The 21,555-nt window shown below is 69.9% G+C and carries 23 protein-coding genes and 1 pseudogene; 12 read left to right on the forward strand and 12 right to left on the reverse strand.

What is annotated here, in order from left to right; all coding sequences use genetic code 11:
• Window positions 1-8 precede the first annotated feature (8 nt).
• On the reverse strand, window positions 9-1,166 hold the full coding sequence (locus tag ABDW31_RS00520) for a patatin-like phospholipase family protein (RefSeq protein WP_184717063.1): 1,158 nt from the start codon (window positions 1,164-1,166) through the stop codon (window positions 9-11).
• Between the two features lie 134 nt (window positions 1,167-1,300).
• Here ABDW31_RS00520 and ABDW31_RS00525 point away from each other — a divergent pair, with 134 nt between their 5' ends.
• Complete coding sequence (locus ABDW31_RS00525; RefSeq protein WP_184717053.1) at window positions 1,301-2,116, forward strand: hypothetical protein; 816 nt, start codon at window positions 1,301-1,303, stop codon at window positions 2,114-2,116.
• A 62-nt stretch (window positions 2,117-2,178) separates the two neighbouring features.
• On the opposite strand, the gene ABDW31_RS00530 is transcribed toward ABDW31_RS00525, so the two are convergent.
• Window positions 2,179-2,388 carry a cold-shock protein gene (locus ABDW31_RS00530; protein ID WP_172272508.1) on the reverse strand — a complete coding sequence of 70 codons (210 nt, stop codon included), beginning with the start codon at window positions 2,386-2,388 and terminating at the stop codon, window positions 2,179-2,181.
• Window positions 2,389-2,674: 286 nt separating this feature from the next.
• Here ABDW31_RS00530 and ABDW31_RS00535 point away from each other — a divergent pair, with 286 nt between their 5' ends.
• Window positions 2,675-2,854, forward strand: coding sequence for a hypothetical protein (locus tag ABDW31_RS00535; RefSeq protein WP_184717051.1), 180 nt, complete (start codon window positions 2,675-2,677; stop codon window positions 2,852-2,854).
• Between the two features lie 89 nt (window positions 2,855-2,943).
• Window positions 2,944-3,093, forward strand: coding sequence for a hypothetical protein (locus ABDW31_RS00540; protein WP_184717049.1), 150 nt, complete (start codon window positions 2,944-2,946; stop codon window positions 3,091-3,093).
• Window positions 3,094-3,222: 129 nt separating this feature from the next.
• Here the strand turns inward: ABDW31_RS00540 and ABDW31_RS00545 are convergent, their stop codons facing one another.
• Both ABDW31_RS00545 and pgsA read right to left on the reverse strand, forming a co-directional pair.
• Window positions 3,223-5,004 (reverse strand): SLC13 family permease, encoded by a 1,782-nt coding sequence (locus ABDW31_RS00545; protein WP_184717047.1) that lies wholly within the window; start codon window positions 5,002-5,004, stop codon window positions 3,223-3,225.
• 109 nt (window positions 5,005-5,113) lie between these two features.
• Complete coding sequence (pgsA, locus tag ABDW31_RS00550; protein ID WP_184717046.1) at window positions 5,114-5,731, reverse strand: CDP-diacylglycerol--glycerol-3-phosphate 3-phosphatidyltransferase; 618 nt, start codon at window positions 5,729-5,731, stop codon at window positions 5,114-5,116.
• Window positions 5,732-5,893: 162 nt separating this feature from the next.
• On the opposite strand from pgsA, the gene ABDW31_RS00555 reads away from it, so the two are divergent.
• Window positions 5,894-7,552: an HWE histidine kinase domain-containing protein gene (locus ABDW31_RS00555; protein ID WP_184717044.1), complete on the forward strand. Its 1,659-nt coding sequence runs from the start codon at window positions 5,894-5,896 to the stop codon at window positions 7,550-7,552.
• A 71-nt stretch (window positions 7,553-7,623) separates the two neighbouring features.
• Entirely contained in the window at window positions 7,624-8,220 is a 597-nt protein-coding gene (locus ABDW31_RS00560) for an NAD(P)H-dependent oxidoreductase (protein ID WP_184717042.1), read from the forward strand.
• A gap of 31 nt (window positions 8,221-8,251) precedes the next feature.
• Here the strand turns inward: ABDW31_RS00560 and ABDW31_RS00565 are convergent.
• Window positions 8,252-8,334: pseudogene (locus tag ABDW31_RS00565) on the reverse strand (hypothetical protein); the annotation flags it as partial.
• 56 nt (window positions 8,335-8,390) lie between these two features.
• On the reverse strand, window positions 8,391-9,152 hold the full coding sequence (locus ABDW31_RS00570) for an MOSC N-terminal beta barrel domain-containing protein (RefSeq protein WP_184717041.1): 762 nt from the start codon (window positions 9,150-9,152) through the stop codon (window positions 8,391-8,393).
• A 93-nt stretch (window positions 9,153-9,245) separates the two neighbouring features.
• Between ABDW31_RS00570 and ABDW31_RS00575 the strand changes: the two genes are divergently transcribed.
• Together ABDW31_RS00575 and ABDW31_RS00580 are read left to right on the forward strand one after the other, a co-directional pair.
• Window positions 9,246-10,466, forward strand: coding sequence for a YihY/virulence factor BrkB family protein (locus ABDW31_RS00575; protein ID WP_184717039.1), 1,221 nt, complete (start codon window positions 9,246-9,248; stop codon window positions 10,464-10,466).
• 148 nt (window positions 10,467-10,614) lie between these two features.
• Window positions 10,615-11,139 carry a GNAT family N-acetyltransferase gene (locus ABDW31_RS00580; RefSeq protein ID WP_184717037.1) on the forward strand — a complete coding sequence of 175 codons (525 nt, stop codon included), beginning with the start codon at window positions 10,615-10,617 and terminating at the stop codon, window positions 11,137-11,139.
• Here the strand turns inward: ABDW31_RS00580 and ABDW31_RS00585 are convergent.
• Window positions 11,136-12,518, reverse strand: coding sequence for a PLP-dependent aminotransferase family protein (locus tag ABDW31_RS00585; RefSeq protein ID WP_343698223.1), 1,383 nt, complete (start codon window positions 12,516-12,518; stop codon window positions 11,136-11,138). The genes ABDW31_RS00580 and ABDW31_RS00585 overlap by 4 nt on opposite strands.
• 107 nt (window positions 12,519-12,625) lie before the next feature.
• Here ABDW31_RS00585 and ABDW31_RS00590 point away from each other — a divergent pair, with 107 nt between their 5' ends.
• The 3 genes from ABDW31_RS00590 to ABDW31_RS00600 all read left to right on the forward strand — a co-directional run bounded on the left by ABDW31_RS00590 (window position 12,626) and on the right by ABDW31_RS00600 (window position 14,792).
• The gene (locus tag ABDW31_RS00590; RefSeq protein ID WP_184717033.1) at window positions 12,626-13,291 is read left to right on the forward strand and encodes a LysE family translocator; all 666 of its coding nucleotides are present in this window, start codon (window positions 12,626-12,628) and stop codon (window positions 13,289-13,291) included.
• Between the two features lie 126 nt (window positions 13,292-13,417).
• On the forward strand, window positions 13,418-13,891 hold the full coding sequence (locus ABDW31_RS00595) for a molybdopterin-dependent oxidoreductase (RefSeq protein WP_184717031.1): 474 nt from the start codon (window positions 13,418-13,420) through the stop codon (window positions 13,889-13,891).
• Between the two features lie 61 nt (window positions 13,892-13,952).
• Window positions 13,953-14,792 (forward strand): alpha/beta hydrolase, encoded by an 840-nt coding sequence (locus ABDW31_RS00600; RefSeq protein ID WP_184717029.1) that lies wholly within the window; start codon window positions 13,953-13,955, stop codon window positions 14,790-14,792.
• Window positions 14,793-14,902: 110 nt separating this feature from the next.
• Here ABDW31_RS00600 and ABDW31_RS00605 read toward each other — a convergent pair whose 3' ends face one another.
• Complete coding sequence (locus ABDW31_RS00605) at window positions 14,903-15,430, reverse strand: DUF1993 domain-containing protein (RefSeq protein ID WP_184717027.1); 528 nt, start codon at window positions 15,428-15,430, stop codon at window positions 14,903-14,905.
• Window positions 15,431-15,601: 171 nt separating this feature from the next.
• Here ABDW31_RS00605 and prfA point away from each other — a divergent pair, with 171 nt between their 5' ends.
• Both prfA and ABDW31_RS00615 read left to right on the forward strand, forming a co-directional pair.
• Window positions 15,602-16,672 carry a peptide chain release factor 1 gene (prfA, locus tag ABDW31_RS00610; RefSeq protein ID WP_184717025.1) on the forward strand — a complete coding sequence of 357 codons (1,071 nt, stop codon included), beginning with the start codon at window positions 15,602-15,604 and terminating at the stop codon, window positions 16,670-16,672.
• Window positions 16,672-17,436, forward strand: a complete 765-nt coding sequence (locus ABDW31_RS00615; protein WP_184717022.1) for a pseudouridine synthase — start codon at window positions 16,672-16,674, stop codon at window positions 17,434-17,436. Before prfA ends, ABDW31_RS00615 begins: the two co-directional genes overlap by 1 nt.
• Here ABDW31_RS00615 and ABDW31_RS00620 read toward each other — a convergent pair.
• The 4 genes from ABDW31_RS00620 to ABDW31_RS00635 all read right to left on the reverse strand — a co-directional run bounded on the left by ABDW31_RS00620 (window position 17,433) and on the right by ABDW31_RS00635 (window position 21,551).
• On the reverse strand, window positions 17,433-17,885 hold the full coding sequence (locus ABDW31_RS00620; protein WP_343698224.1) for a MaoC family dehydratase: 453 nt from the start codon (window positions 17,883-17,885) through the stop codon (window positions 17,433-17,435). The two genes, ABDW31_RS00615 and ABDW31_RS00620, sit on opposite strands and share 4 nt — an antisense overlap.
• A gap of 9 nt (window positions 17,886-17,894) precedes the next feature.
• A complete protein-coding gene (locus ABDW31_RS00625) occupies window positions 17,895-18,995 on the reverse strand; it encodes a glycosyltransferase 87 family protein (protein ID WP_184717018.1) in 1,101 nt (366 codons plus the stop codon).
• A gap of 159 nt (window positions 18,996-19,154) precedes the next feature.
• Window positions 19,155-20,294 carry a flavodoxin-dependent (E)-4-hydroxy-3-methylbut-2-enyl-diphosphate synthase gene (ispG, locus tag ABDW31_RS00630; RefSeq protein WP_184717016.1) on the reverse strand — a complete coding sequence of 380 codons (1,140 nt, stop codon included), beginning with the start codon at window positions 20,292-20,294 and terminating at the stop codon, window positions 19,155-19,157.
• Window positions 20,295-20,501: 207 nt separating this feature from the next.
• The gene (locus tag ABDW31_RS00635; RefSeq protein ID WP_184717014.1) at window positions 20,502-21,551 is read right to left on the reverse strand and encodes a helix-turn-helix domain-containing protein; all 1,050 of its coding nucleotides are present in this window, start codon (window positions 21,549-21,551) and stop codon (window positions 20,502-20,504) included.
• Between the last annotated feature and the right edge of the window lie 4 nt (window positions 21,552-21,555).

Raw genomic sequence — 21,555 nt, forward strand, 5'->3', positions numbered from 1 at the left:
CGTGCGCTCTACCGCGCGCGCGGCGCCTCTTCCGGCGCCGCCGGAGCGATCCAGGCGCTGCCGTCCAGGGCCTTTTGTTCGCCCAGCTGGAACAGGGCCTCGCGGTTGGCGGCGCTGAAGTCCAGGCCCGAGGTGTCGCCTGGCGCGTCGTCCGGAATGGCGGTGAACAGCATCGTCCCGCCGCTCTGGCGCACGAAGGCGGCGCTGGCGGTCAGGTGCGTGCGGGTCAGGGCCTTGCTCATGGTCAGCCACGAGCGGCCGATGATCGACAGGGTGCCGCCCTTGGTGAAGCCGAACGTGCCGCCGACCTTGCCGTTGACGATCACATGCACCCGGCCCGGCCGCGCCTCGCCGCCGGCCGGCGGGGCCCATAGCAGCAGCGACTCCGGGGCCACGAAGAACGGGATTGTCACCCCGCCGTCGACATGCATTTCCGACAGGCGGCGGCCCTCGCCCTCGACCTCGATCAGGGTGGGCGGGAAGACGCCGGGGATGCTGGCCGAGGCCACCAGCACGTCCTGGAACAGCTTCAGCGCGGCGGCGTCGCCCCGCGCGGCGATCGCGCCCATGTCCCAGATCACCGTCTGCTCGGTGTCGAGATTGGTGGTGGCGATCAGCAGGCGCCGGCCCTTGGAATGCTCCATGGCGATCGCCCACAGCAGGGGCGGATCGACATACTTCTCGACCAGCACCCGCAGGCCCTTGGTGTCGTAGACGCCGGGCCGGAAGAACACATCCAGCCCGCGCCGCGACAGGATCTTGTCGGCCGCGTCGCTGGTGTAGGCCTCCGTCAGGCGGCGGTCCCAGTCCTTGCCCAGGAAGGCGAACGGCGCGGTCAAGGCGCCGGTCGAGACGCCGGTGACGATGTCGAACTCGGGCCGCTCGCCGGTGCGGGTCCAGCCGACCAGGATCCCCGCCCCATAGGCCCCGTTCGAGCCGCCGCCCGAGATGGCCAGCACGTCGAAGGTCTTCTGATGGACGCGGCGGGTGCGGGCGGCCTCGGCGAAGGCGATGCCGGCGGCGGCGTCGCTGGCGTTGAAGCGGATGTCGGCCAGCCCCTGAGGCGCCTGGGCCCCGAGATCGGCGGCCGTGAACGGGTCGCGCGGCAGCGAACCGCAGGCGGTCAGCAGCAGGACGGACATCAGAGCGGCGAGCAGCCTGGCCATGCGACGCGACAAGCCCCGCCCCGGCGACCGCGTCAACCCCGACGCGCACTCGCCGTCGCAGAACTACGTTCTCCGAGATGGACTCCGATCGCCAATGGTTCATAGTCGGGGGGTCGTCTTGCCGGGGGGAAGAGATGCCGTACCGCCACGCCTGGCTGTTCATCGCCGCGCTGATCGCCACGTCCGTCTTCGCCTTCTGGCGCAGCTATGTCGGCGTCCTGGCGACCGCGCCGATCGGCTTCCACATCCATGGCGTCACCGCCACGCTGTGGATGCTGTTGCTGCTGGCCCAAAGCTGGACGCCGCATCGCGGCCAGCTGGCCGTTCATCGCCTCGTGGGACGCGCGACCTTCGTGGCCATACCGCTGTTCGCCGCCGGGGCCATGGCCGTGCTGCACTCGATGGCGGCCGGCACGATCGGCGGCAATCCGTTCTACGCCCTGTGGGGGGTCAAGCTGTCCATGCTGGACGCCCTGGCGTTCGGGGCGGTGCTGTACGCCGCCGCCATGGCCCTGCGTCATCGCCGGCAGGTGCGCCTGCACGCCGGCTGGATGCTGTCGACCGCCCTGCCCCTGATCAGCCCTGTGCTGGGCCGGGTGTTCAACCAGACCGTCCCCGGCATGATCATCCGCGGCCCGCAGGACTTTCCGGTGTTCGGCGGCGGCGTGCAGCTGGCCAATCTTGTCGCGGGGCTGATTGCGCTGTGGCTGTGGCGGCGCGATCCGCGTCATGGCCGGCCGTGGCTGGTGGCCCTGGCGGTGATCATCGCCCAGATCGTCGCCTTCCAGCTGATCCCGGCCGGCGAGCCCTGGAGATCGGCCTTCGGCGCCCTGGCCGCCCCGCCCCTGCCCCTGCTGCTGGCCCTGGGCCTGGCGCTAGGCGCGGCGAGCGTCTGGATGGGCTGGACGACGCCGGCGGACCGCCGGAAGGCGCAGCCGGCGGCGGCTTAGCCCAAACGAAACAGGCCGGCGCTTGCGCGCCGGCCTGTCGATCGTTCGAACTGTAAGAGGTCTTAGACCGCTTGCAGTTGGCCGGCCGAGGTCTTGCCGCTGCGGCGGTCTTGCTCGAGCTCGAACGCGATCTTTTGACCTTCGTTCAGCGAGCCCAGACCGGCGCGCTCGACGGCCGAGATGTGCACGAACACGTCCGCGCCGCCGTTGTCGGGTTGGATGAAGCCGAAGCCCTTGGTGGCGTTGAACCACTTCACGGTGCCGGTAGCCATAGTCAGTATCCTTGTAGTCAGATGTGGTCGTTCGCTCGGCTTATCCCGAGGCGACGATCAAATTTCGTTGGAAGTTCGGGAGGCGCGTCCGGCGCTCCGGCTTTCGGAGCAAGGAAAAGCAGGCCGATCGGCAGCGAATTCGATGGTGCTTTATCCCCCCTCACCTGCGGAAGAGCAAGGAAAAACTTTTCAACGACTTTGAACTCTCCTTGGACCCCAAGCTTTGCCTGGCGCGTTTTGCCTTGGTGAATCCGCCAGACCGGCGGAGAAAACTGGAGTTCGCCGTATGACCTTGCTGGAAAAGATCCCGACCTTGGGCGACGCCGAACTGAACACCCTGCTGGCCAACGCCCGCCGGCTGGACGTCACCGGAACCCCTGCCCAGCGCCGCGCCGTCGACGAGGTGCTGACCCCGTTGGAACGCGAGGCCTCGCGCCGTCGCGAACTGGCCCGCGCCCGTCGCTAGACGCGTGAGCCGCCCTTAAGCGTGAAATCGCGCTTGCGGGACTCTTATTTGCAATTCATTCTCAGAAACATCATCGCGAGGAGACGACGATGGTTCTGAGAATGACGGGCGCCAGCTGGCTGGCCACCATGATGCGCGCGGGTCGCGAACGCGACGAGCCGCAGGAAGAGACCGACTGGCTGCTGCACGGCCCCACCGACCCCGACGTGGTCGAAGGCGACCGCGCGGCGAACGATTAGCGAGCGATAGATGCTCCCCCGCGATGCGGGGGAGCTGTCGCGTAGCGACTGAGGGGGCTAACGCGGCGTTCGCCCAGCTTGCCCCCTCCGGCCCTCTGGGCCACCTCCCCCGCAACGCGGGGGAGGATCTTAAGTAGCGAACGGCCACACCCAGGCGATCAGCCACGGCGCCACCAGCAGGATCATCAGGCTGAGCGGCGCGCCCAGGCGGGCGTAGTCGCCGAAGCGATAGCCACCTGGCCCCAGCACCAGCGTGTTGCACTGGTGGCCCACTGGCGTGAGGAAGTCGCAGCCGGCCCCCACCGCAACGGCCATCAGGAACGGATCGGGGGAGAGCCCCAGCTTCTGCGCCACCCCCATGCCAATCGGGGCGGCGATCAGCACCGTGGCGGCGTTGTTCAGGAACGGCGTGGCGGCCATGGCCACGGCCATCATCGCCGTCAGGGTGGCGATCGGCGGCAGGCCGTTGAACGCCCCCGACAGCCCGCTGGCGATCAGGTCGGCGCCGCCGGTCTTCTGCACCGTGTCGCTGACCGGGATCAGGGCCGCGACCAGCACCAGCACCGGTGCTTCGAGGGCCGCATAGGCCTCGCGCATCCGCAAGGCGCCCGTGGCCACCACCAGCACCGCGGCGCCCAGGAAGCCGGCCGCCACCGGCACGACGCCCGTCGCCACCAGCACCATGGCCGCCACCAGGATCGCCACCGGCAGGATGGCGTGGCGCACCCCGCCCAGCCGCACCTCGCGCTCGGCCAGCGGCAGAAGACCTAAAGCCTGCAGAGCCCCCGGCAGCGACTGCTCGGCGCCCTGCAGCACGACGATGTCGCCAGACTTCAGGCGGATGGTCGCCAGACGCCCCGCCATGCGGTGACCGCTGCGGCTGACGCCCAGCAGATTGACCCCATGGGTGTCGCTGAGCGTGACGCTGCGGGCCGACTGGCCGATCAGGTCCGACTCCGCGCCGATCACCGCCTCGACGACCCGGACCTCCTCGGTCGGCTCGTTCATGGTCACCGGGCGCAGAGCGTCGCGCAGGCGCAGCTTGGTCTTCACGATCAGCTGGTTGAGGTTCTCCTGCTCGCCCTCCAGCAGCAGCACGTCGCCGGGGTGGAGCTTGAGATTGGCGTGCGGGGCCTGGGTGCGCTTGCGGCCGCGCAGCAGGGCCACGACGGTGACCGAGCCCTCGGCGGCGGCGCGGACCTTGCCGATCCGGCAGTCCTCGAACGACCAGTCCTCGGGAACCTCGACCTCGGTGACATAGGCCTTGGCCGCCAGGGCCGCGTCGATATCGATGGCCGCCTTGCGCTCCTTCGGCAGCAGCCGGTAGGCGAACGACAGATAGGCCACGGCCAGCACGGTCAGCACGCCGCCGACCGGCAGGAAGTCGAACATCTGGAACGGCTGGCCCAGGGCCTCCTGGCGCACCTCCGAGACGATGATGTTGGGCGAGGTGCCGACCAGCACGGCCAGCCCCCCGACCAGCGAGCCGAACGCCATCGGCATCAGGATCCGGCCGGGCGGCACGCCGGTGCGGCGGGCGATCTGCAGGGCGCTGGGCATCATCAGGGCCAGGGCCCCGACGTTCTTGGTGGCCATCGACAGGATGGCCGTCGTTCCGGCCAGCACGGGGACTTGCGTGCGCTCGTCCTTCAGCTTGGGCATCAAGGGCGCCATTAGCAGGTCGACCACGCCCGAGCGGGCGACGGCGGCCGACAGCACCAGGGCGCTGGCGATGATGATGACGATGTCGTTGGAGAAGCCGCTGAAGGCCTCCTTCACGGGGATCAACCCCAGCGCCATGCCGCCCACCAGGGCGCAGAGCGCGATCAGGTCATACCGCCACCGCCCCCAGACGAACGCGGCGATCGTCGCCCCGATGAGCCCGAAGGACAGAGCTTGCTGTAGCGTCACGTGTGCAGGTTCCCCGAAGCTGTGCTGGAGGGGAACGGGGGGATGAGGGGTTGGTTCAATAGATGCTCCCCCGTGATACGGGGGAGCTGTCGCGGAGCGACTGAGGGGGCTAGTTCAGCGCCTTGCGCGCCGCTTCCCAGTACTGCGCGCCCGTGACCAGGGTCACCAGCGTCGCCACCCACAGCAGGCCGTGCGCCACGATCGTGAAGCCGCCCATGACGCTGGGCTCTGGCGACAGGCCGAACGCGCCCCACGAGGCCAGGATCATCTCGGCGCCGATGGCCACCAGCTGCAGGGTGGTCTTCCACTTGGCCAGCAGGGTGACCGGCAGCTTGACGCCCTTGCCGGCGCCGACCTCGCGCAGGGCGCTGACGGTGAATTCGCGGAACAGGATCAGGCCGGCCGGCAGCACGACCATGGCGTTGGGGCCCAGCGCCATCAGGCCCAGCAGGGCGCCGCAGACCAGGATCTTGTCGCCGATCGGGTCCAGGATCGCGCCCCAGACGCTGACGGCGTCCAGCTTGCGCGCCAGCCAGCCGTCGAAGAAGTCGGTCACCGCCGCCACCACGAAGGCGTAGAACGCCCAGCGCTCCAGGCGCAGCTGGCTCTCGGCGGTCAGCTGGTCCGACAGGAACGGCACCGCGCCGGCCGCCGCGGCCAGGGCCACGAACATGAACAGCGCCATCACGAGGCGCGAGCTGGTCAGGATGTTGGGCAGGGCTTTCATGGTTCCCTCATAACGCACAATTCGGCGAAGAGGATACGGCTCAGCCTGCGGTGTCGCATTAACCGAAATCGCGGATTTTACTGACGCGCACCGCGAGCGCGTTCGCTATACAGACGGTTGGGGGGCGATGCGGCGCCTTCGTGGTCGCGGGCGCACGCGCGGATGGCACGGCTGGGTACGGGACGGGGTCATTTCAGCTCGGTGCGCAGCCGGCTCGTGCTCCTGACCGTCAGCCTGCTGGCGCCGGCCCTGCTGGCCATGGGCTTCCTGCTGATCAGCGCCGACCGCGAGTCGCGCAGCCAGCTGTATCAGCAGCTGGTCACCACCGCCCGGGCGCTGTCTGGCGCCGTCGACCGCCAGGCCGCCGTCGGCATCTCGGTGGCCGAGACCCTGGCCACCGACCAGGCCCTGATCAACGGCGACTGGGCCGCCTTCCACGCCCGCGCCCAGCGCGTGGCCCAGCGGCGGCCGGGCTGGATCGTGGTCTCCGACATCCGCGGCCAGCAGATCCTCAACACCTTGCAGCCCTACGGCCAGCCGCTGCCCGCCGTGCCGCGCGCCAACGAACTGACCAGCGCCCTGCTGGCCGGGCGCAGCAAGATCTCGGACCTGCGCGAGGGCAAGGTCTCGGGCAAGCCGGTGATCACCGTAGCCACGCCCATCCAGGTCCGGGGCCAGCCCTATGTGCTGTCCTATGTCGTGGAATCCAGCTCGTTCACCTCGGTGTTCCGCCAGCAGCGCGTGCCCGAGACCTGGATCGCCACCGTCATCGACAACAACCGCCGGGTCGTCGCCCGCTCGCGGCTGAACGAGAAGTTCACCGGCAAGCAGACCACCTCGGACATGGCCCGCAACCTGGACCACTCCACGGAGGGGGTCAGCAAGAGCACCTCGCTGGACGGCGTGCCGACCATGGTGGCCTATACCCGCTCGCCCCAGACCGGCTGGACCCTGGTGGTCGCCGTGCCTCGCGCCGAGCTGGCCCGCACGGTCAACCGCTCGGTGCTGACCGGGGCCGGGGTGTTCGTGGTGCTGCTGGGCATGGGGCTGACGCTGTCGCTGGTCTATGCGCGGCGGATCAACGGCGAGATGCGCCAGCTGATCCTGGACGCCGACGCCATCGGCCGCGCGGAAAGCCTGCCGCCCGCCGATCCCGACACCCTGGAAGAGATCGCCGCCGTCCACGCCGCCCTGCGCACCGCCTCCCAGGAGCTGAAGATCCGCGAGGAACGCCAGGGGGTGATGATCAACGAGCTGAACCACCGCGTGAAGAACACCCTGGCCACCGTCCAGGCCCTGGCGCGGCAGACCTTCTCGAAGACCAAGGACGCGCCAGTCGAGGTGTTCACCGACCGCCTGATCGCCCTGTCGGCCGCCCACGACCTGCTCACCCGCACCGGCTGGCGCGAGGCCGATATGGGCCAGCTGGTCCAGGCCAGCCTGGGCGCCTATGTCGAGCGCGTAGACTGTTCCGGCCCTGCGGTGGCCCTGGCCCCGCACACGGCCGTGGGCCTGTCGATGGTGTTCCACGAACTGGCCACCAACAGCGCCAAGTACGGCGCGCTGTCGGCGCCCACCGGCCGGGTCTCGGTGACCTGGCGCCTGGACGACGACGGCGGCGTGCTGTCGTTCACCTGGCGCGACCAGGGCGGCCCGCCCGTCACCCCGCCCGCCGCCCAGGGCTTCGGCACCCGCCTGATCGAAAGCTCGATCCGCCGCGAGCAGAAGGGCAGCGCCCACTTCGACTTCCGCCCCGACGGCCTGGTCTTCGACGCCACCCTGCCGCTGCCCGCGACGGTGCGCTGGAGCAATAGCTTCTAAGGGCCTGACTCAAATCAAGGCCGCGCCCCGCCGTCTCCGCGATGATGCCCGCGTCATCACGGAGCCCTTCGATGAAGATCGTCCTCATCCTCGCCCATCCCTCGCCGCTCAGCTTCGGCGTGACCCTGGCCGGCGACTGCGCCGAGGTGCTGCGCGCGGCCGGCGTCGAGGTCGTGGTGCGCGATCTCTACCGCATGGGCTTTGATCCCTGCCTGGCCGCCGAGGAGCTGCCCGGAGCCCAGGGGCCACGCGCCGACGTCGTGGCCGAGCGGGCCATGCTGGCCGACGCCGACGGCTATCTCTTCGTCTATCCGCTGTGGTTCAACGCCCCGCCGGCCATGTTGAAGGGCTATGTCGATCGGGTGCTGAGCGGCGGCTTCGGCTTTGCCCCCACCGCCCACGGGGCCGACCCGCTGCTGGTCGGCAAGACCCTGATCAGCGTCACCACCTCGGGCGCGCCGGACGTCCACCTGGACAAGACCGGGGCGCTGAACATGCTGACCCGGTCGTTCGACCTGCACCTGTGCGGCATGACCGGTCTGCGCTTCGTCGACCACCAGCATATCGGCGGCGTGGGACCGGACATGAGCGAGGAATATGCCGAAGAGCGCCGCGGCCGCGTGCGGGCGATGCTGGCCCGCGAGCTGCTAGGCCACGACGCGGACTGAGGGGCGGAGAGCGCCCTCCCCCCCCTCAACCGTCATCCCGCGCTTTATGCGCGGGACCCATCCATCCGCCGCAGGTGCAGAGAAAACCTAGCTCTCACGTGGAAGCTGAACCATGGATCCCGCGCATAAAGCGCGGGATGACGGGTTTAGATGCGGGTTGAGCCAGGGCGCTAAACCGGCCCCACCATGTCCCCTTCCGCCACCGCCCCGCCGTCGGTAACGTTCAGATAGATGCCGCAGAACATGTGGCCGTAGTGGTCGAACAAGGCCTTCACCAGATCGACGTCGCGCTCGGCCGTGATCGGGTCGACGTGGGTGGCGGCGCAGCGGACGATCGGCTTCAGCACCTCGGCGGTCGCGGTCCCGACCTGCAGGGTCCGACCGGTCCAGTCGTTCTCGGCCCAGGCCGGCCAGCCGTCGACATAGAGGTTGGCCCGAAAGCGTAGCGGATCCAGGTCCATGCCGACCTTGGCCGACAGGTCGCGCACGCTGGCCAGGTTGACGATCGAGACATAGCCCGAGCGGCTGTCCATGAAGCGATAGGCGCCGGGCCCTTCGATCACCTTCAGCGGGCCGCGGATGTCGCCGTCCAGCAGCTCGGAGAGCCAGGCCTCCAGCCCCGCGCGGCCGTCCGCCGAGGCCAGGTCGCCGGCGAAATCGGGATGGCCCTCGGCGCGGGCGCTGAACACGCCGGTGGCCTCGTCATAGGCGGTGCGGGCCCTGGCCACGGCCGGGATCTTGGCCAGCACCGTGAACTTCATCTTCGAGATGTGGGCGGGCTCATCGGGCTTGAAACCGCTGGGCCCGTCCTCGACCGCGAACAGCCGATCGCACGGGAAGCAGGCCCCAGCCTCCAGGTCCGCCGAGGTCAGGCGCTCGGGCGTGAAGCCCTTGACGGGGTGGCGGTAGAGCGAGGTGATCCGGGCGTCCATAGCCTCGGAAAATCGGGGACGACTCGCCCCCTGGCAAGGCTTGGTTGGAACCCAGACTCCCGCCCGGGGTTTTGCTGCTCTGGAGGGCGTTTCATGACCGACGCTTCGCCGCGTCCGATCCTCAAGTGGTTGAAGTCGCGTCCGTATCATCTGACGCCGTGGATCGTGCTGCTGGCGGCCGCGCCGTTCGCCTTCCCGAAGAAGCCCGCCGAGCTGCAAGAGACCCCGATCGAGGCCCCGCCCGGCCTGTCGGAAGACCGCGCCATGCCGCCGGACCAGTTCGACCAGGCCGAGCCCCAGCGCGGCCGCGCCGCCCGCCTGCCGCATCACATTCCCCTGCTCGGCTGGCGTGACATCCTGTGGCGCACCGGACGCGAGATCGGCGTCGACCGCCTGCCGGCCGTAGCTGGGGGCGTGACCTTCTACACCCTGCTGGCCCTGTTCCCGGCCATCGGCGCCTTCGTGTCGCTGTACGGCCTGTTCGCCGACGTGCGCACGGTCGAGCAGCAACTGCGCGAGATGTCGGGCATCTTCCCCACCAGCGTGGTGCAGATCGTCGGCGAGCAGATGCTGCGCCTGGCCAGCCAAGAAGGCAGCAAGCTGGGCGTGGCCTTCGGGATCAGCCTGCTGCTGTCGATCTGGAGCGCCAACGCCAGCATGCGGGCGCTCTTCGACGGACTGAACATCGCCTATGACGAGGACGAAAAGCGCGGCCTGGTGCGCAAGACCCTGCTGTCCTACGGCTTCACCGCGTGCGCTCTGCTGTACGCGGCGGCGGCCTCGGCCCTGCTGATCGTCACGCCGTTTGTGCTCGAGATCATGCGGCTGTCGGCGCTGGATGCGTTCTGGGGGCCGATCCGCTGGCTGATCGTGCTGGCGATCACCGCCTTCGCCTTCGCGGTGCTGTACCGCTTCGGGCCCAGCCGGGCGCGGCCGCGCTGGCGCTGGGTGTGGATCGGGGCGGTGACCGGGGCGGCCGGCTGGCTGCTGGGCTCGCTGGGCTTTTCGCTCTACGTCAACCACATCGCCCACTATGACGCCACCTACGGCCCGCTGGGGGCGGTGATCGCCTTCATGGTCTGGGTGTGGTTCTCGATCATGGCCATCCTGGTGGGGGCCGAGCTGAACGCCGAGATCGAGCACCAGACCGCCGTCGACTCGACCACCGGCCCGGAGCAGCCGATGGGCTCGCGCGGCGCGGCCATGGCCGACACGGTGGGCCTGGCCTTCCACCCCTGGGAGATGATCAAGCGCGAAGCCGGCATGGTGAAGCGCGTGACCGGCGGGGTCTGGGATCGGGTGAGAAGACGCTGAATCTCTCCTCCCCCGTCTGGGGGAGGTGGCGCGGCCGCGAAGCGCGCCGTGACGGAGGGGGCTTGTACGGCATGTCGGCGCTGGCCCCTCCACCGGCGTTCGCCGCTCCCCCTCCCCCAAAGGGGGAGGATAGATTAGAACCTCCGCCATGCACCTCGCCCCCTGCGCCGATCACGACCTTGCCGACATCGCCGCCCTGGTGAACTCGGCCTATCGCGGCGAGCTGGCGACCAAGGGCTGGACGCACGAGAGCTACCTGCTGGGCGGTCAGCGCACCGACGAGGAGTCCCTGCGCGCCGATCTCGCCGCCAAGCCCGGCGCGACCATCCTGACCCTGCGCGAGACCGCCGACGCCAAGCCGCACGCCTGTGTCTGGGTTGAGCCGGCCGGCGCGGACGGCTGGTACGTCGGCATGGTCACCGTCTCGCCCCTGCGCCAGGCCGGCGGCATCGGCCGGACCATGCTGGAGGCCGCCGAGGCCCACGCCCGCGCCCAAGGCGGGACGTCGATGCAGATGACCGTCATCTCGGTGCGCGACACCCTGATCGCCTGGTACGAACGCCGCGGCTACGCCCTGACCGGCGAGACCCAGCCGTTCCCGTACGACGACGAGAAGTTCGGCGAGCCGCAGCGGGATGATCTGGCCTTCGTGGTGATGAAGAAGGCGCTCTAGATCACCGCCCTAGACCGCTCCGACACTTCACTCGACAGCGCGCCGGCCACGATCTCGAGGCCCCGCCGCAAGGTCGCGCGGTCCTCGGTCGAGCCCAGGCAGATGCGGACGCCGTTCTCCAGCCCCGGCTCGACGATCGGCGCGCCGGGCGGGGTGACCTCGGCGCCGCCGCGCAGGGCGCGGCCGGCCAGGCGCTCGGCCTCCAGCTCGCTCATCGGCAGCCAGACGTGGGGCGAAGCTTCCGAACGCGCGGGCTCCATGGCCGGACCCAGCAGGTCCCGGGCCAGGCTCAAGCGCACGGCGCCCTCCTCCAGGGTCTCGGCCAGGATGGCGTCGGCCGTGCCGTCCTCGATCCACTGGGTGGCGATCAGCCCGCCGAAGGCCGGCGGGGCGTAGGCGATCACCCGCACCGCATCCAGCACCCGCTCGAAGGCCTCGCCCGGCGGGGTCACCAGGAAACCGGCCCGCAGGCCCGGCGCCAGGGTCTTGGACACGCCCGACACGTGGAAGGTCCGCTCGGGCGCCAGCAGGGCGAAGGGCGGCGGCGCGTCGGGGGCGTAGGCGCCGTAGATATCGTCCTCGACGATGATCAGGTCGTGCTTGCGGGCGATGGCGGCGATGGCGTCGCGGCGCGCGCGGCCCATGATCCGGCCCGTCGGGTTCTGCAGGGTGGGCAGCACGGCCAGGGCGCGGGCGCCGGTCGCCAGGATCGCCGCCTCCAGCGCGTCGGGACGCAGGCCTTCGTCGTCCATGGCCAAGCCGCGGATCTTCCAGCCGCTGTGCAGGGCCAGGGCCTTCAGCCCGTGATAGGCCACCGCCTCGGTCAGCAGGGTGTCGCCGGGCCGCAGCACCGTGCCCAGCGCCAGGGCCAGGCCCTGCTGGGCGCCGGCGCAGCAGATCACCCGCCGCCAGTCGACGCCTTCATAGCTGCTGGTGCGCGACAGCCAGGCCGCGCCGGCCCGCCGCTGGGCTTCGTGACCGGCCGCCGGGGCATAGGCCAGGTGCTCCAGCAGGTCGTGCCGCTTGCGCAGGCGGGCCAGGGCCTCAGACAGGCGCGAGGCGGCCGGGATCGACGGCGAGATGTTCTGGGCCATGTTGATCGGCCCTTCGCGCTCGGCGGCGCGGTAGGCGGCGGGGGCGTTGACGAAGCTGCCCCGGCCGACATGGGCGCTGACCAGACCCGCCTTCTCGGCCTCGACATAGGCCCGCGTCACGGTCCCGAGGCCGACGCCCAGCCGATAGGCCAGGTCCCGCTGCGGCGGCAGGCGCGCCCCGGTCGCCAGGGCGCCTGTCGCAATGTCCGCGCGCAGCACCGACAGCAGCCGCTCGTACAGCGGCGCCGCGCCGTCGGGGATGACCGGGGTCCAGGCCTGCGCCACGGATGTCTCCTTTATTGTCACCATATCAATATGCCGTTTGACTCACGATACAATGAAAATCAACACAATGACGCCTCGGCCCACCTTGTGGAGACAATGAGGTTGCAATGACTCCCGACCTGCTGCTGGCCTACGTGCTCTTTTGTTTCGCCACCGCCGGTACGCCCGGCCCGAACAACATGCTGTTGCTGGCGTCGGGCGCGAACTTCGGCCTGCGGCGGACGGCGTGGCACATTCTCGGGATCAGCACAGGGCTGGGATTCATGGTGCTGGCCATGGGCTTTGGCCTGGGCGGGGTGTTCCGCGCCTATCCGGTGCTGCACGAGATCCTGCGCTGGGTCGGGGCGGCCTACATGCTGTGGCTGGCCTGGAAGATCGGCGGCGCGCGCTCGGTCAGCGACCGCGACCTGGCCAAGCCGATGAGCTTCCTGCAGGCGGCCGCGTTCCAGTGGGTGAACCCGAAGGCCTGGGCCATGGCCCTGGGCGCGGTGACCACCTATGCGCCGGAGGGCTCGGGCTGGACCATCGTGCCCCTGCTGGCCGGGACCTTCATGCTGGTCGGCGCGCCCTGCAGCGCTGCGTGGGCCGGCTTCGGCCAAGGCCTGCGACCGTTCCTGGACAAGCCGGCGGTGCTGCGGACGTTCAATGTGGTGATGGCGCTGCTGCTGGTGTTGTCGCTGTACCCGCTGCTGGTGGATCACAAGGCCAAGCCGGTGAGCTTGGAGGCCCTGGCGGATGTGCCGCCGCCGCCGACGATGCGGTCGCACGGGTGACCTAAACTGTCATCCCGGCCAAGCGCGCAGCGCGCCGAGCCGGGACCGCCGGAAACTCTGAGCTTGCCGCGGTCCCGGCTCTCCGCTTCGCTGCGGCCGGGATGACAATCAAGATGGACCCGCCCCATGCGCCTGCTGCTCGCCTTCGTCGCCACCTTGGCCCTGACCACCGGCGCCCTCGCCCAGGACCTCAAGGTCACCGTCGCGGGCCGTGACACCGTCACCCTGACGCCCAAGGACCTGGCCGCCCTGCCCCGCGCCAAGGCCACCATCCAGGTCAAGGGCGCGGCGGTGACCTATGAGGGCGTCCGGCTCGACGCCGTGCTGGCCCAGGCCGGCGTGGTGCATGGCGAGCGCCTGATGGGCCGCTATCTGAATCAGGTGGTGATCGCCCGCGCCGCCGACGGCTTCTTCAGCCTGCTGTCGCTGGCCGAGACCGATCCGGTCTACCGCGCCAATCCGGTCGTGGTGGCCGACACCGTCAACGGCCACAAACTGGATGACCGCGAGGGCCCCTATCGCCTGGTAGTCGACGGCGACCTGCGTCCGTCGCGGGCGCCGCGCCAGGTGGTCTCGATCGAGGTCAAACCCGCGTTCTAAGAACGCTGGACAACCCGCGCGAAGTTCGGAACTTTCCCGCCAAACGTTTGTGGGGCATTCCGTGACCAAGCTTATCCTGAACCGCCGCGGCCTGTTGGCCGGGGCCTTCGCCTTCGCCGCCGCGCCGGCTTTCGCCCGCGCGACCAACACCTCGACCACCACCCTCAAGGTCGCCGACCGCGACGTCGAGGTCACCGTCCTGCGTCCCGACGCGGCCAAGGGCGTGGTGATCTTTTCGCACGGCGCCGGCGGCTGGCCCGCGCCTTACCAGGCCCTGCTCGACCACTGGGTGGCCGCCGGCTTCATGGTCGTCGCGCCGCTGCACGTCGATTCCCAGAAGCACCCCCGACGCGCCGACTACAATCTGCAGAGCGCCTTCCCGGCCCGCCTGGCCGACCTGGCCGCCGCCAGCGCCTGGGCCGCCCAGGCCGCGCCGGGCCTGCCGATGGCCTCGGCCGGGCACTCGTACGGCTCGCTGATGTCGATGATCCGCGCCGGCGCCTTCCAGGGCATGATCCCGGCCCAGGACCCCAACACCAAGGCCGCCCTGTGCTTCTCCAGCCCCGGCGCCATCAAGGGGCTGGTGGGCCCGACCTCGTACCAGGGCCTGACCAAGCCGATGATGATGATCACCGGCGACCAGGACGTCGTGCCGGGCCTGGTGCCTGACTGGCATGAGCACCTCTATCCGTTCGACACCAGCCCGGCCGGCCAGAAGTATCTGTGGCAGGGCAAGGGCGTGAACCACGGCCTGGCCTATCACCCCGAGGCGCCGGCCTTCGCCGAGGCGGCCGCGCTGAGCGTGGCGTTCCTGAAGGCCAAGGTGCTGGACGACAAGGCCGCGGAAGCGGTGCTGGCGGGGCAGACATCGACGGACTTCGCGGAGTGGAAGACGCGGTAGCCTCAGCACAGGCCCCCACCTGACCGCTTCGCGGTCGTCCGCCCCCGGAGGGGGCAGACGGTGATCCGTCTTCCCCCTCCGGGGGAGGAGCGCGAAGCGCGGAGGGGGCCTTAAGCCGCCCGCACCCGATCGGCGCTCAGGTTCAGGAAATCCCGCTTGCCCAGCGGCACGCCCTGGCTGCGCAGGATGTCGTAGGCCGTCACGACGTGGAACTGGAAGTTCGGCAGGGCGAACTCCAACAGGTAGTCGACGCCCGTGAAGCCCAGGGTCAGCGGGCCGGCCCCGAACACCACCTCGCGGGTCTCCGCGCCCTCAAAGGCCTGCGCCGGCACGCTCTCGACATAGGCCAGAGTCCGCGCCACGCGCTCCTGCAACTGGGCGAAGGTCGTCTCCTCGTCGGCCATCCCTGGCGCGGTCGTGCCGGTCAGCCGCGCGAAGACGCCGCGAGCGCTGTCGGAGGCCCGCTGGATCTGGCCCGACAGCGGCAGCATGTCGTCATAGAGCCGCACCTGGACATAGGCGTCGGGGTCGGTCCCGGTCGCCTCCGCATGGGCCTTGGCCTTGTCGAGCAACAGGGACAGGGCGGTCAGGCCGCGGGTGATGGCGGTCGCCGTGACGTGGTGGATCGTAAGAGGCATGAGCCGCTTCCTCCTGGAACTGGGCTGCGGCCTAGCTAAGCCGATCCGAGTCCGTTTTCAATCAATACTGATGACAATGTGCGTCAGCAGGGGCGTCAGCAGCCTCATTCCCTTCCTCCCGGAAAAGGCCTAGAGAGACCGACCCATTCTCTCAGCCCAGCGACCCTCCCCTTGCGACTGCCCCAGGCCCGCCTCGACCAGGTTCTCGACCGCTTCCGCGAAGTGGAGGCCCGCATGGGCGCGGCCACCGACGGGACCGAGATCGTCAAGCTCTCCAAGGAGCACGCCGAGCTGCGCCCGGTCGCCGAGGCCGTCGAGCGGCTGGCCAAGCTGACCGCCGAGCGCGCCGAGCTGGACGTCATGGCCGCCGATCCCGAGATGGCCGACATGGTCAAGGACGAGATCGTCGCCCTGGACGAGAAGCTGCCGGTCCTGGAACACGACCTGGCTCTGATGCTGGCCCCCAAGGACAAGGACGAGAACGCCTCGGCCATCCTGGAAGTGCGCGCCGGCACCGGCGGCGACGAGGCGGCTCTGTTCGCCGGCGACCTCTTCCGCATGTACCAGCGCTACGCCCAGCTGCAGGGCTGGCGCGTCGAGATCGACAGCATCTCGGAAGGCGAGATGGGCGGCTTCAAGGAAATCGTCGCCTCGATCACCGGCGAAGGCGTGTTCGGCCGGCTGAAGTTCGAGAGCGGCGTGCACCGCGTGCAGCGCGTGCCGGCCACCGAAGCGCAAGGCCGCATCCACACCTCGGCCGCCACCGTCGCGGTGCTGCCCGAGGCCGAGGACGTCGAGATCGAGATCAAGGAAAGCGACCTGCGGATCGACACCTATCGCTCGTCGGGCGCCGGCGGCCAGCACGTCAACAAGACCGACTCGGCCGTGCGTATCACCCACTTGCCCACGGGCGTGGTCGTGACCAGCTCGGAAAAGTCGCAGCACCAGAACCGCGCCCGGGCGATGAAGAACCTGAAGGCGCGCCTGTACGACATGCAGCGCGAGGCCCTGGACACCGCCCGCGCCGACGCCCGCAAGAGCCAGGTCGGCAGCGGCGACCGCTCGGAACGCATCCGCACCTACAACTTCCCGCAGGGCCGGGTCACTGATCACCGCATCAACCTGACCCTCTACAACCTGTCGCGGATCATCGAGGGCGACGCCCTGGACGACGTGATCAATCCGCTGATCGCCGAGGATCAGGCCGAACGCCTGGCCAGCCTCGAAGAAAGCTTCGGCTGATGGCCTGGACCCGCACCTATGACGAGGGCGAGCCCCAGCGGGTCAACAAGTGGCTGGCCCAGAGCGGCGTGTGCTCGCGCCGCGAGGCCGAGGCCCTGATCGCCAACGGCCTGGTGTCGATCGACGGCGAGGTCGTGGAAGACGTCGGCCGCAAGATCCTGCCGGGCCAGACCCTGGTGTTGGCCGACCAGGCCACCGCCAAGCTGGACTCGACCTTCACCTACATGATCCACAAGCCGGCGGGCGTGGTCTCGGCCCAGCCCGATCCCGGCCAGGTCCCGGCCGCGCGCCTGCTGACCCGTCAGAACATCTGGGGCGGCGTTCCCGCGCCGATCCCGCAGTCGGGCGACCTGCTGCCGCCGATCGGCCGCCTGGACAAGGACTCGCGCGGCCTGCTGCTGCTGTCGCAGGACGGCGTGGTGGCCAAGGCCGTGATCGGCCCGCAGTCGGACCTGGAAAAGGAATACCGGGTCGCGGTCATGGGCGACCTGACCGAGGAAAAGATCGAGCTGCTGCGCTTTGGCCTGGAGCTGGACGGCCGTGAGCTGCGCCCGGCCGAGGTCGACGTGATCTCCGACCAGCGCCTGCGCTTCGTGCTGCGCGAAGGCCGCAATCGTCAGATCCGCCGCATGTGCGAGCTGGTCGACCTCAAGGTCGTCGACCTGTTCCGCGTCCGCATCGGCCCTCTGACCCTGGGCGAAATGCCCGAAGGCCGCTGGCGGCCGCTAACCCCGGAAGAGCGCGCGGCGCTGATCGCGGGCTAGTCCTTCGCGGGACGCCGGCGGCGGGGCACGCGGACCACGGCTTCGCCGTCCATGATCAGGTCCTCGCCGACATAGCCGGCGCAGCGCAGGGTGACGCGGGCGCTCTCGGCGTCGATCTCCGAGACCGTGACGCGGGCGGTGACCACGTCGCCGATCCGCACCGGCCGGTGGAAGGCCAGGGTCTGCGACAGATAGATCGCGCCGGCGCCCGGCAGGATGGTGCCGACCACGGCCGAGCCGAACGATGCCGACAGCAGGCCGTGGGCGATCCGGCCGCGATAGGCGGTCTTGGACGCGAAGGCCTCGTCCATGTGCACGGGGTTGAAGTCGTCCGAGGCGTCGGCGAACTGGCCGATGCGCTCTTCGGTGACGGTGACGTGCTTCTCGGCCGTCATGCCGACGGACAGTTCTTCGAGGATGTAGCCGCCGGAGGGGTGACGTTCGATCATTCCCCGGCGTTAGCGGTCACGGGCCGCCATGGCCAGGGAAATGTGACGAAAGCGCGTCTCGACGAGTGGCAGGGCCAGCGCCGCCAGCAGGGCCAGGGCGCCCGTCATGCCGTTCATCGCATACAGCGCGGCCAGGCCGGCATAGGCCATCCACAGCCGATCGCCGGTGCGCGCCAGATAGGCCGCGACCGCCGGAGCCAGCAGGGCCAGCTCGTAATTCATGGCGTAGGGCGACAGCAGCAAGGCCCCCCCCAGCAGGGCGATCAGGCGGTCGGGCCAGGGTGCGTCGTGGCGGAACGTGGTCCATACGCCCCAGACGGCTAGCGGCGCCAGCAGCCAGGCCCAGGCGCCGCTCCAGCCGTGGGCGACCAGCCAGGCATGCGGCGTGACCATGTCGTCCAGAAGGGCCCGGTCGGCCATCACCACGCCTGAGAAGCGCGACACGGCCGCCAGCCAGTCCAGCCAGGCCTGGAGCCCGAACAGCACCGCCGACAGCCCGCAGAGCGCCAGGGCGACGACGCCCGTCGCCAGAATCGTCAGCCATGCGCCCTGGGCGGCCAGGGCCAGGGGCAGCAGGACCAGCACCTGCGGCTTGATCACGCCGGCGATCGCGAAGCACAGACCGGCGAGCCACGGCCGCTCGCGCAGGCTCAGGCCCAGCAGGACCAGGCCGACGATCAGCAGGGTGACCTGGCCGCAAAAGACGGCGAACGGGACCATCGGCAGCACGACCAGCCACCACGGCGCGCCGATCCGGCGGGCGCCGGCCAGCAGCGTCGCCAGGCTGGCCAGCATCAGGATCGCATAGGCCGTCCCGAACGGCAGGCGAGCCAGCGGCGCCAGCAGCAGCAGGGCCGAGGGCGGATTGACGTAGGGCCGCAGCACCTGCGGCGGCAGCGGCAAGCCTTGCACGGCGGTGACGTGGGCGAAGTCGTAGATCCGGCCCGGCTCGGTCAGGGCGGTTCGTCCGCCGGCCCACAGCGCCAGGAAGTCCAGCCCCGCCGGCTGCGCGCCCAGGTCATGGACGATCGTCAGCCCACTCACGGCCGCCAGCGCCGCCAGCAGCACGATCAGCAGGGTCCTGTAGTTCGGCTGGCCGGCCTTGGTCATGCCCCGACGATCGCAGGGGCAGCTGTGCAAATCGCTAACACCCAGATCGCTCATCCCCGCGGAAGCGGGGACCCAAGCGGAGTCTCAGGGCGTGGCGCCGCCCGGAATCACAACCCGGTGCAGCTTGGATCCCCGCCTGCGCGGGGATGAGCGGAAGGGCTACTCCGCCGCCAGCGCCTTGGCCGCCTCGGCCGCTTTCAGCTCTTCGGCCTTCTTCTCGACCAGCTCGACGATGTGGTCGATCATGCCTTCGTTGGACTGTTTGTGGTCGGGCTTGCCGGCCATGTAGACCATGCCTGCCCCCGCCCCGCCGCCGGTGAAGCCGATGTCGGTCATCAGCGCCTCGCCCGGGCCGTTGACCACGCAGCCGATGATCGACAGCGACATCGGCGTGGCGATGTGGGCCAGGCGCTCTTCCAGGGCTTCCACCGTCTTGATGACGTTGAAGCCCTGACGGGCGCACGACGGGCAGGCGATGATGTTGACGCCGCGGTGGCGCAGGCCCAGCGACTTCAGGATGTCGAAGCCGACCTTGATCTCTTCCACGGGATCGGCGGCCAGGCTGACGCGGATGGTGTCGCCGATGCCGGCCCACAGCATCGAGCCGATGCCGATCGAGGACTTCACCGTGCCGGTGCGCGTGGCCCCGGCCTCGGTGACGCCCAGGTGCAGCGGGCAGTCGATGGCCTCGGCCAGCTGGTAGTAGGCCGCCACAGTCATGAACGGGTCGGACGCCTTCACCGAGATCTTGAACTCGTGGAAGTCGTGGTCCTGCAGGATGCGGGCGTGGTTCAGCGCGCTCTCGACCATCGCGTCGGGGCACGGCTCGCCGTACTTCTCCAGCAGTTCGCGCTCCAGCGAGCCGGCGTTGACGCCGATGCGCATCGAGCAGCCATGGTCGCGGGCGGCCTGGATGACGTCACGCACGCGGTCGGGGCTGCCGATATTGCCCGGATTGATCCGCAGGCAGGCCGCGCCCGCCTGGGCCGCCTCGATGCCGCGCTTGTAGTGGAAGTGGATGTCGGCCACGAGCGGGACCTTGGCCTCGCGGGCGATGGTCTTGAAGGCCGCGGTGCTTTCGACGTCGGGGCAGCTGACGCGCACGATGTCAGCGCCGGCCTCTTCCAGCTGACGAATCTGGTTCAGCGTCGCATTGGCGTCGCTGGTCAGGGTGTTGGTCATCGACTGGACGGTGATCGGCGCGTCGCCGCCCACCTCGACATTGCCGACGCGGATCTTGCGCGACTGGCGGCGCGTAATCATGCGCCAAGGACGGACGTGCGTGTGATCTGCGGCCATGGCGCTAATCTAGAGGGTCTGCCGAGGAAACTGAAGGGTCTGCCCTGCCCTTCCCACCACTTCCCAACATCCAAAACCCGTTTCCCCGGCGAAAGCCGGGGCCCAGGTTCATCCGGAGCGGTTTGGGATGATCCGAAACCCGCCTCACCAGCCGGCGAAGCGTTTGTGGGTCCGATCTGGACCCCGGCTTTCGCCGGGGAGACGGGGTTAGGGCTTCGGCGCCGCCGGGATCAGCTTGGAGAGCGCGGTCGAGTTGGCCTGCAGGCGGCCGGTCAGCACGCCGTTGGCATAGACGTCGAACACCGCCGGATCCGAGACGTCGGCGGTCAGGCCGGGCGTGCGGGGGACGCGATAGGCTTCGCCGGCCGCCAGGGCGCGGGCGAAATAGACCTGGCCGTCGCCGCGCACCACCAGGGTCGCGCCCTTGCGGGCCTGCAGGATGACGCCCGAGCTGTCGGCCGGGGCCGCGCCCAGCATCGCGCCCTTGGGCTTGAAGGCCGAACCCAGGGCGATCTGCTTGGACGGATCGACGATACCGGCGCGGGCCTCGGCCTCGGCGCGGGCCTTGGCGGCGATCTTGGCGGCGTCGACCGAACCGCCGTTGGCGGCGGCGTCGTCCAGGCCAGGGGTCTTGTAGGGCTCGGGCGTGGTGCTCTCGACCGGGGCCGGCAGCGGCGCGCCCAGCGAGACCGAACCATCGCCGGCATTGGCGCCCGCGGCAGCGGCCGTCGGCGTCGCGGCTGCGGTCGAGGTCACGGCCGACTGAGCCACCTGAGCCGGCGGCTCTTCCTTGGTGATGGCGCGCTGGGCCACGTTCCACAGCAGGATCGCGCCCACGACCAGCAGGCCGCCGGCCAGGATCAGGGCCAGGCGCGGATCGCGCTCGCGGCGCACGCCGATCGGAGCGCGCAGCTCGACGCCGTCATCGGGCGCGTCGTCCTTGAAGCGCGACACGGCCGCGTCACCGTCCAGGCCCAGCAGGCCGGCATAGGCGCGAACATAGCCGATGGTGAACGGACGCGAGGGCAGGTCGTCGAGGCGCATGTCCTCGAGGGCCTCGATATAGCTCTGGCGGATGCGGGTGGCGTCGGCGACGTCCTGGGTGGTCAGGCCGCGGAACTCGCGCGCGCCCTTCAGGGCCAGGCCGATATCGGCGCCGTCGGTCAGCGACGGTTGCGACGCGGCGATCGGCGTATCGTCGACATCGACGTCCGTGACGAGATGCAAACGCCTCACGTTGCCCGTATCCAGCGGCATGACA

It is taken from the genome of Caulobacter sp. (assembly GCF_039596335.1).
Taxonomy (GTDB): domain Bacteria; phylum Pseudomonadota; class Alphaproteobacteria; order Caulobacterales; family Caulobacteraceae; genus Caulobacter.

Excerpts from the sequence above, each read along its gene's own strand:
- ABDW31_RS00520 (WP_184717063.1), bottom strand. The coding sequence starts at position 1,166 with ATGGCCAGGCTGCTCGCCGCTCTGATGTCCGTCCTGCTGCTGACCGCC.
- ABDW31_RS00525 (WP_184717053.1), top strand. The coding sequence starts at position 1,301 with ATGCCGTACCGCCACGCCTGGCTGTTCATCGCCGCGCTGATCGCCACG.
- ABDW31_RS00530 (WP_172272508.1), bottom strand. The coding sequence starts at position 2,388 with ATGGCTACCGGCACCGTGAAGTGGTTCAACGCCACCAAGGGCTTCGGC.
- ABDW31_RS00535 (WP_184717051.1), top strand. The coding sequence starts at position 2,675 with ATGACCTTGCTGGAAAAGATCCCGACCTTGGGCGACGCCGAACTGAAC.
- ABDW31_RS00540 (WP_184717049.1), top strand. The coding sequence starts at position 2,944 with ATGGTTCTGAGAATGACGGGCGCCAGCTGGCTGGCCACCATGATGCGC.
- pgsA (WP_184717046.1), bottom strand. The coding sequence starts at position 5,731 with ATGAAAGCCCTGCCCAACATCCTGACCAGCTCGCGCCTCGTGATGGCG.
- ABDW31_RS00555 (WP_184717044.1), top strand. The coding sequence starts at position 5,894 with ATGGCACGGCTGGGTACGGGACGGGGTCATTTCAGCTCGGTGCGCAGC.
- ABDW31_RS00560 (WP_184717042.1), top strand. The coding sequence starts at position 7,624 with ATGAAGATCGTCCTCATCCTCGCCCATCCCTCGCCGCTCAGCTTCGGC.
- ABDW31_RS00570 (WP_184717041.1), bottom strand. The coding sequence starts at position 9,152 with ATGGACGCCCGGATCACCTCGCTCTACCGCCACCCCGTCAAGGGCTTC.
- ABDW31_RS00575 (WP_184717039.1), top strand. The coding sequence starts at position 9,246 with ATGACCGACGCTTCGCCGCGTCCGATCCTCAAGTGGTTGAAGTCGCGT.
- ABDW31_RS00580 (WP_184717037.1), top strand. The coding sequence starts at position 10,615 with ATGCACCTCGCCCCCTGCGCCGATCACGACCTTGCCGACATCGCCGCC.
- ABDW31_RS00590 (WP_184717033.1), top strand. The coding sequence starts at position 12,626 with ATGACTCCCGACCTGCTGCTGGCCTACGTGCTCTTTTGTTTCGCCACC.
- ABDW31_RS00595 (WP_184717031.1), top strand. The coding sequence starts at position 13,418 with ATGCGCCTGCTGCTCGCCTTCGTCGCCACCTTGGCCCTGACCACCGGC.
- ABDW31_RS00605 (WP_184717027.1), bottom strand. The coding sequence starts at position 15,430 with ATGCCTCTTACGATCCACCACGTCACGGCGACCGCCATCACCCGCGGC.
- ABDW31_RS00615 (WP_184717022.1), top strand. The coding sequence starts at position 16,672 with ATGGCCTGGACCCGCACCTATGACGAGGGCGAGCCCCAGCGGGTCAAC.
- ABDW31_RS00620 (WP_343698224.1), bottom strand. The coding sequence starts at position 17,885 with ATGATCGAACGTCACCCCTCCGGCGGCTACATCCTCGAAGAACTGTCC.
- ABDW31_RS00625 (WP_184717018.1), bottom strand. The coding sequence starts at position 18,995 with ATGACCAAGGCCGGCCAGCCGAACTACAGGACCCTGCTGATCGTGCTG.
- ispG (WP_184717016.1), bottom strand. The coding sequence starts at position 20,294 with ATGGCCGCAGATCACACGCACGTCCGTCCTTGGCGCATGATTACGCGC.
- ABDW31_RS00635 (WP_184717014.1), bottom strand. The coding sequence starts at position 21,551 with ATGCCGCTGGATACGGGCAACGTGAGGCGTTTGCATCTCGTCACGGAC.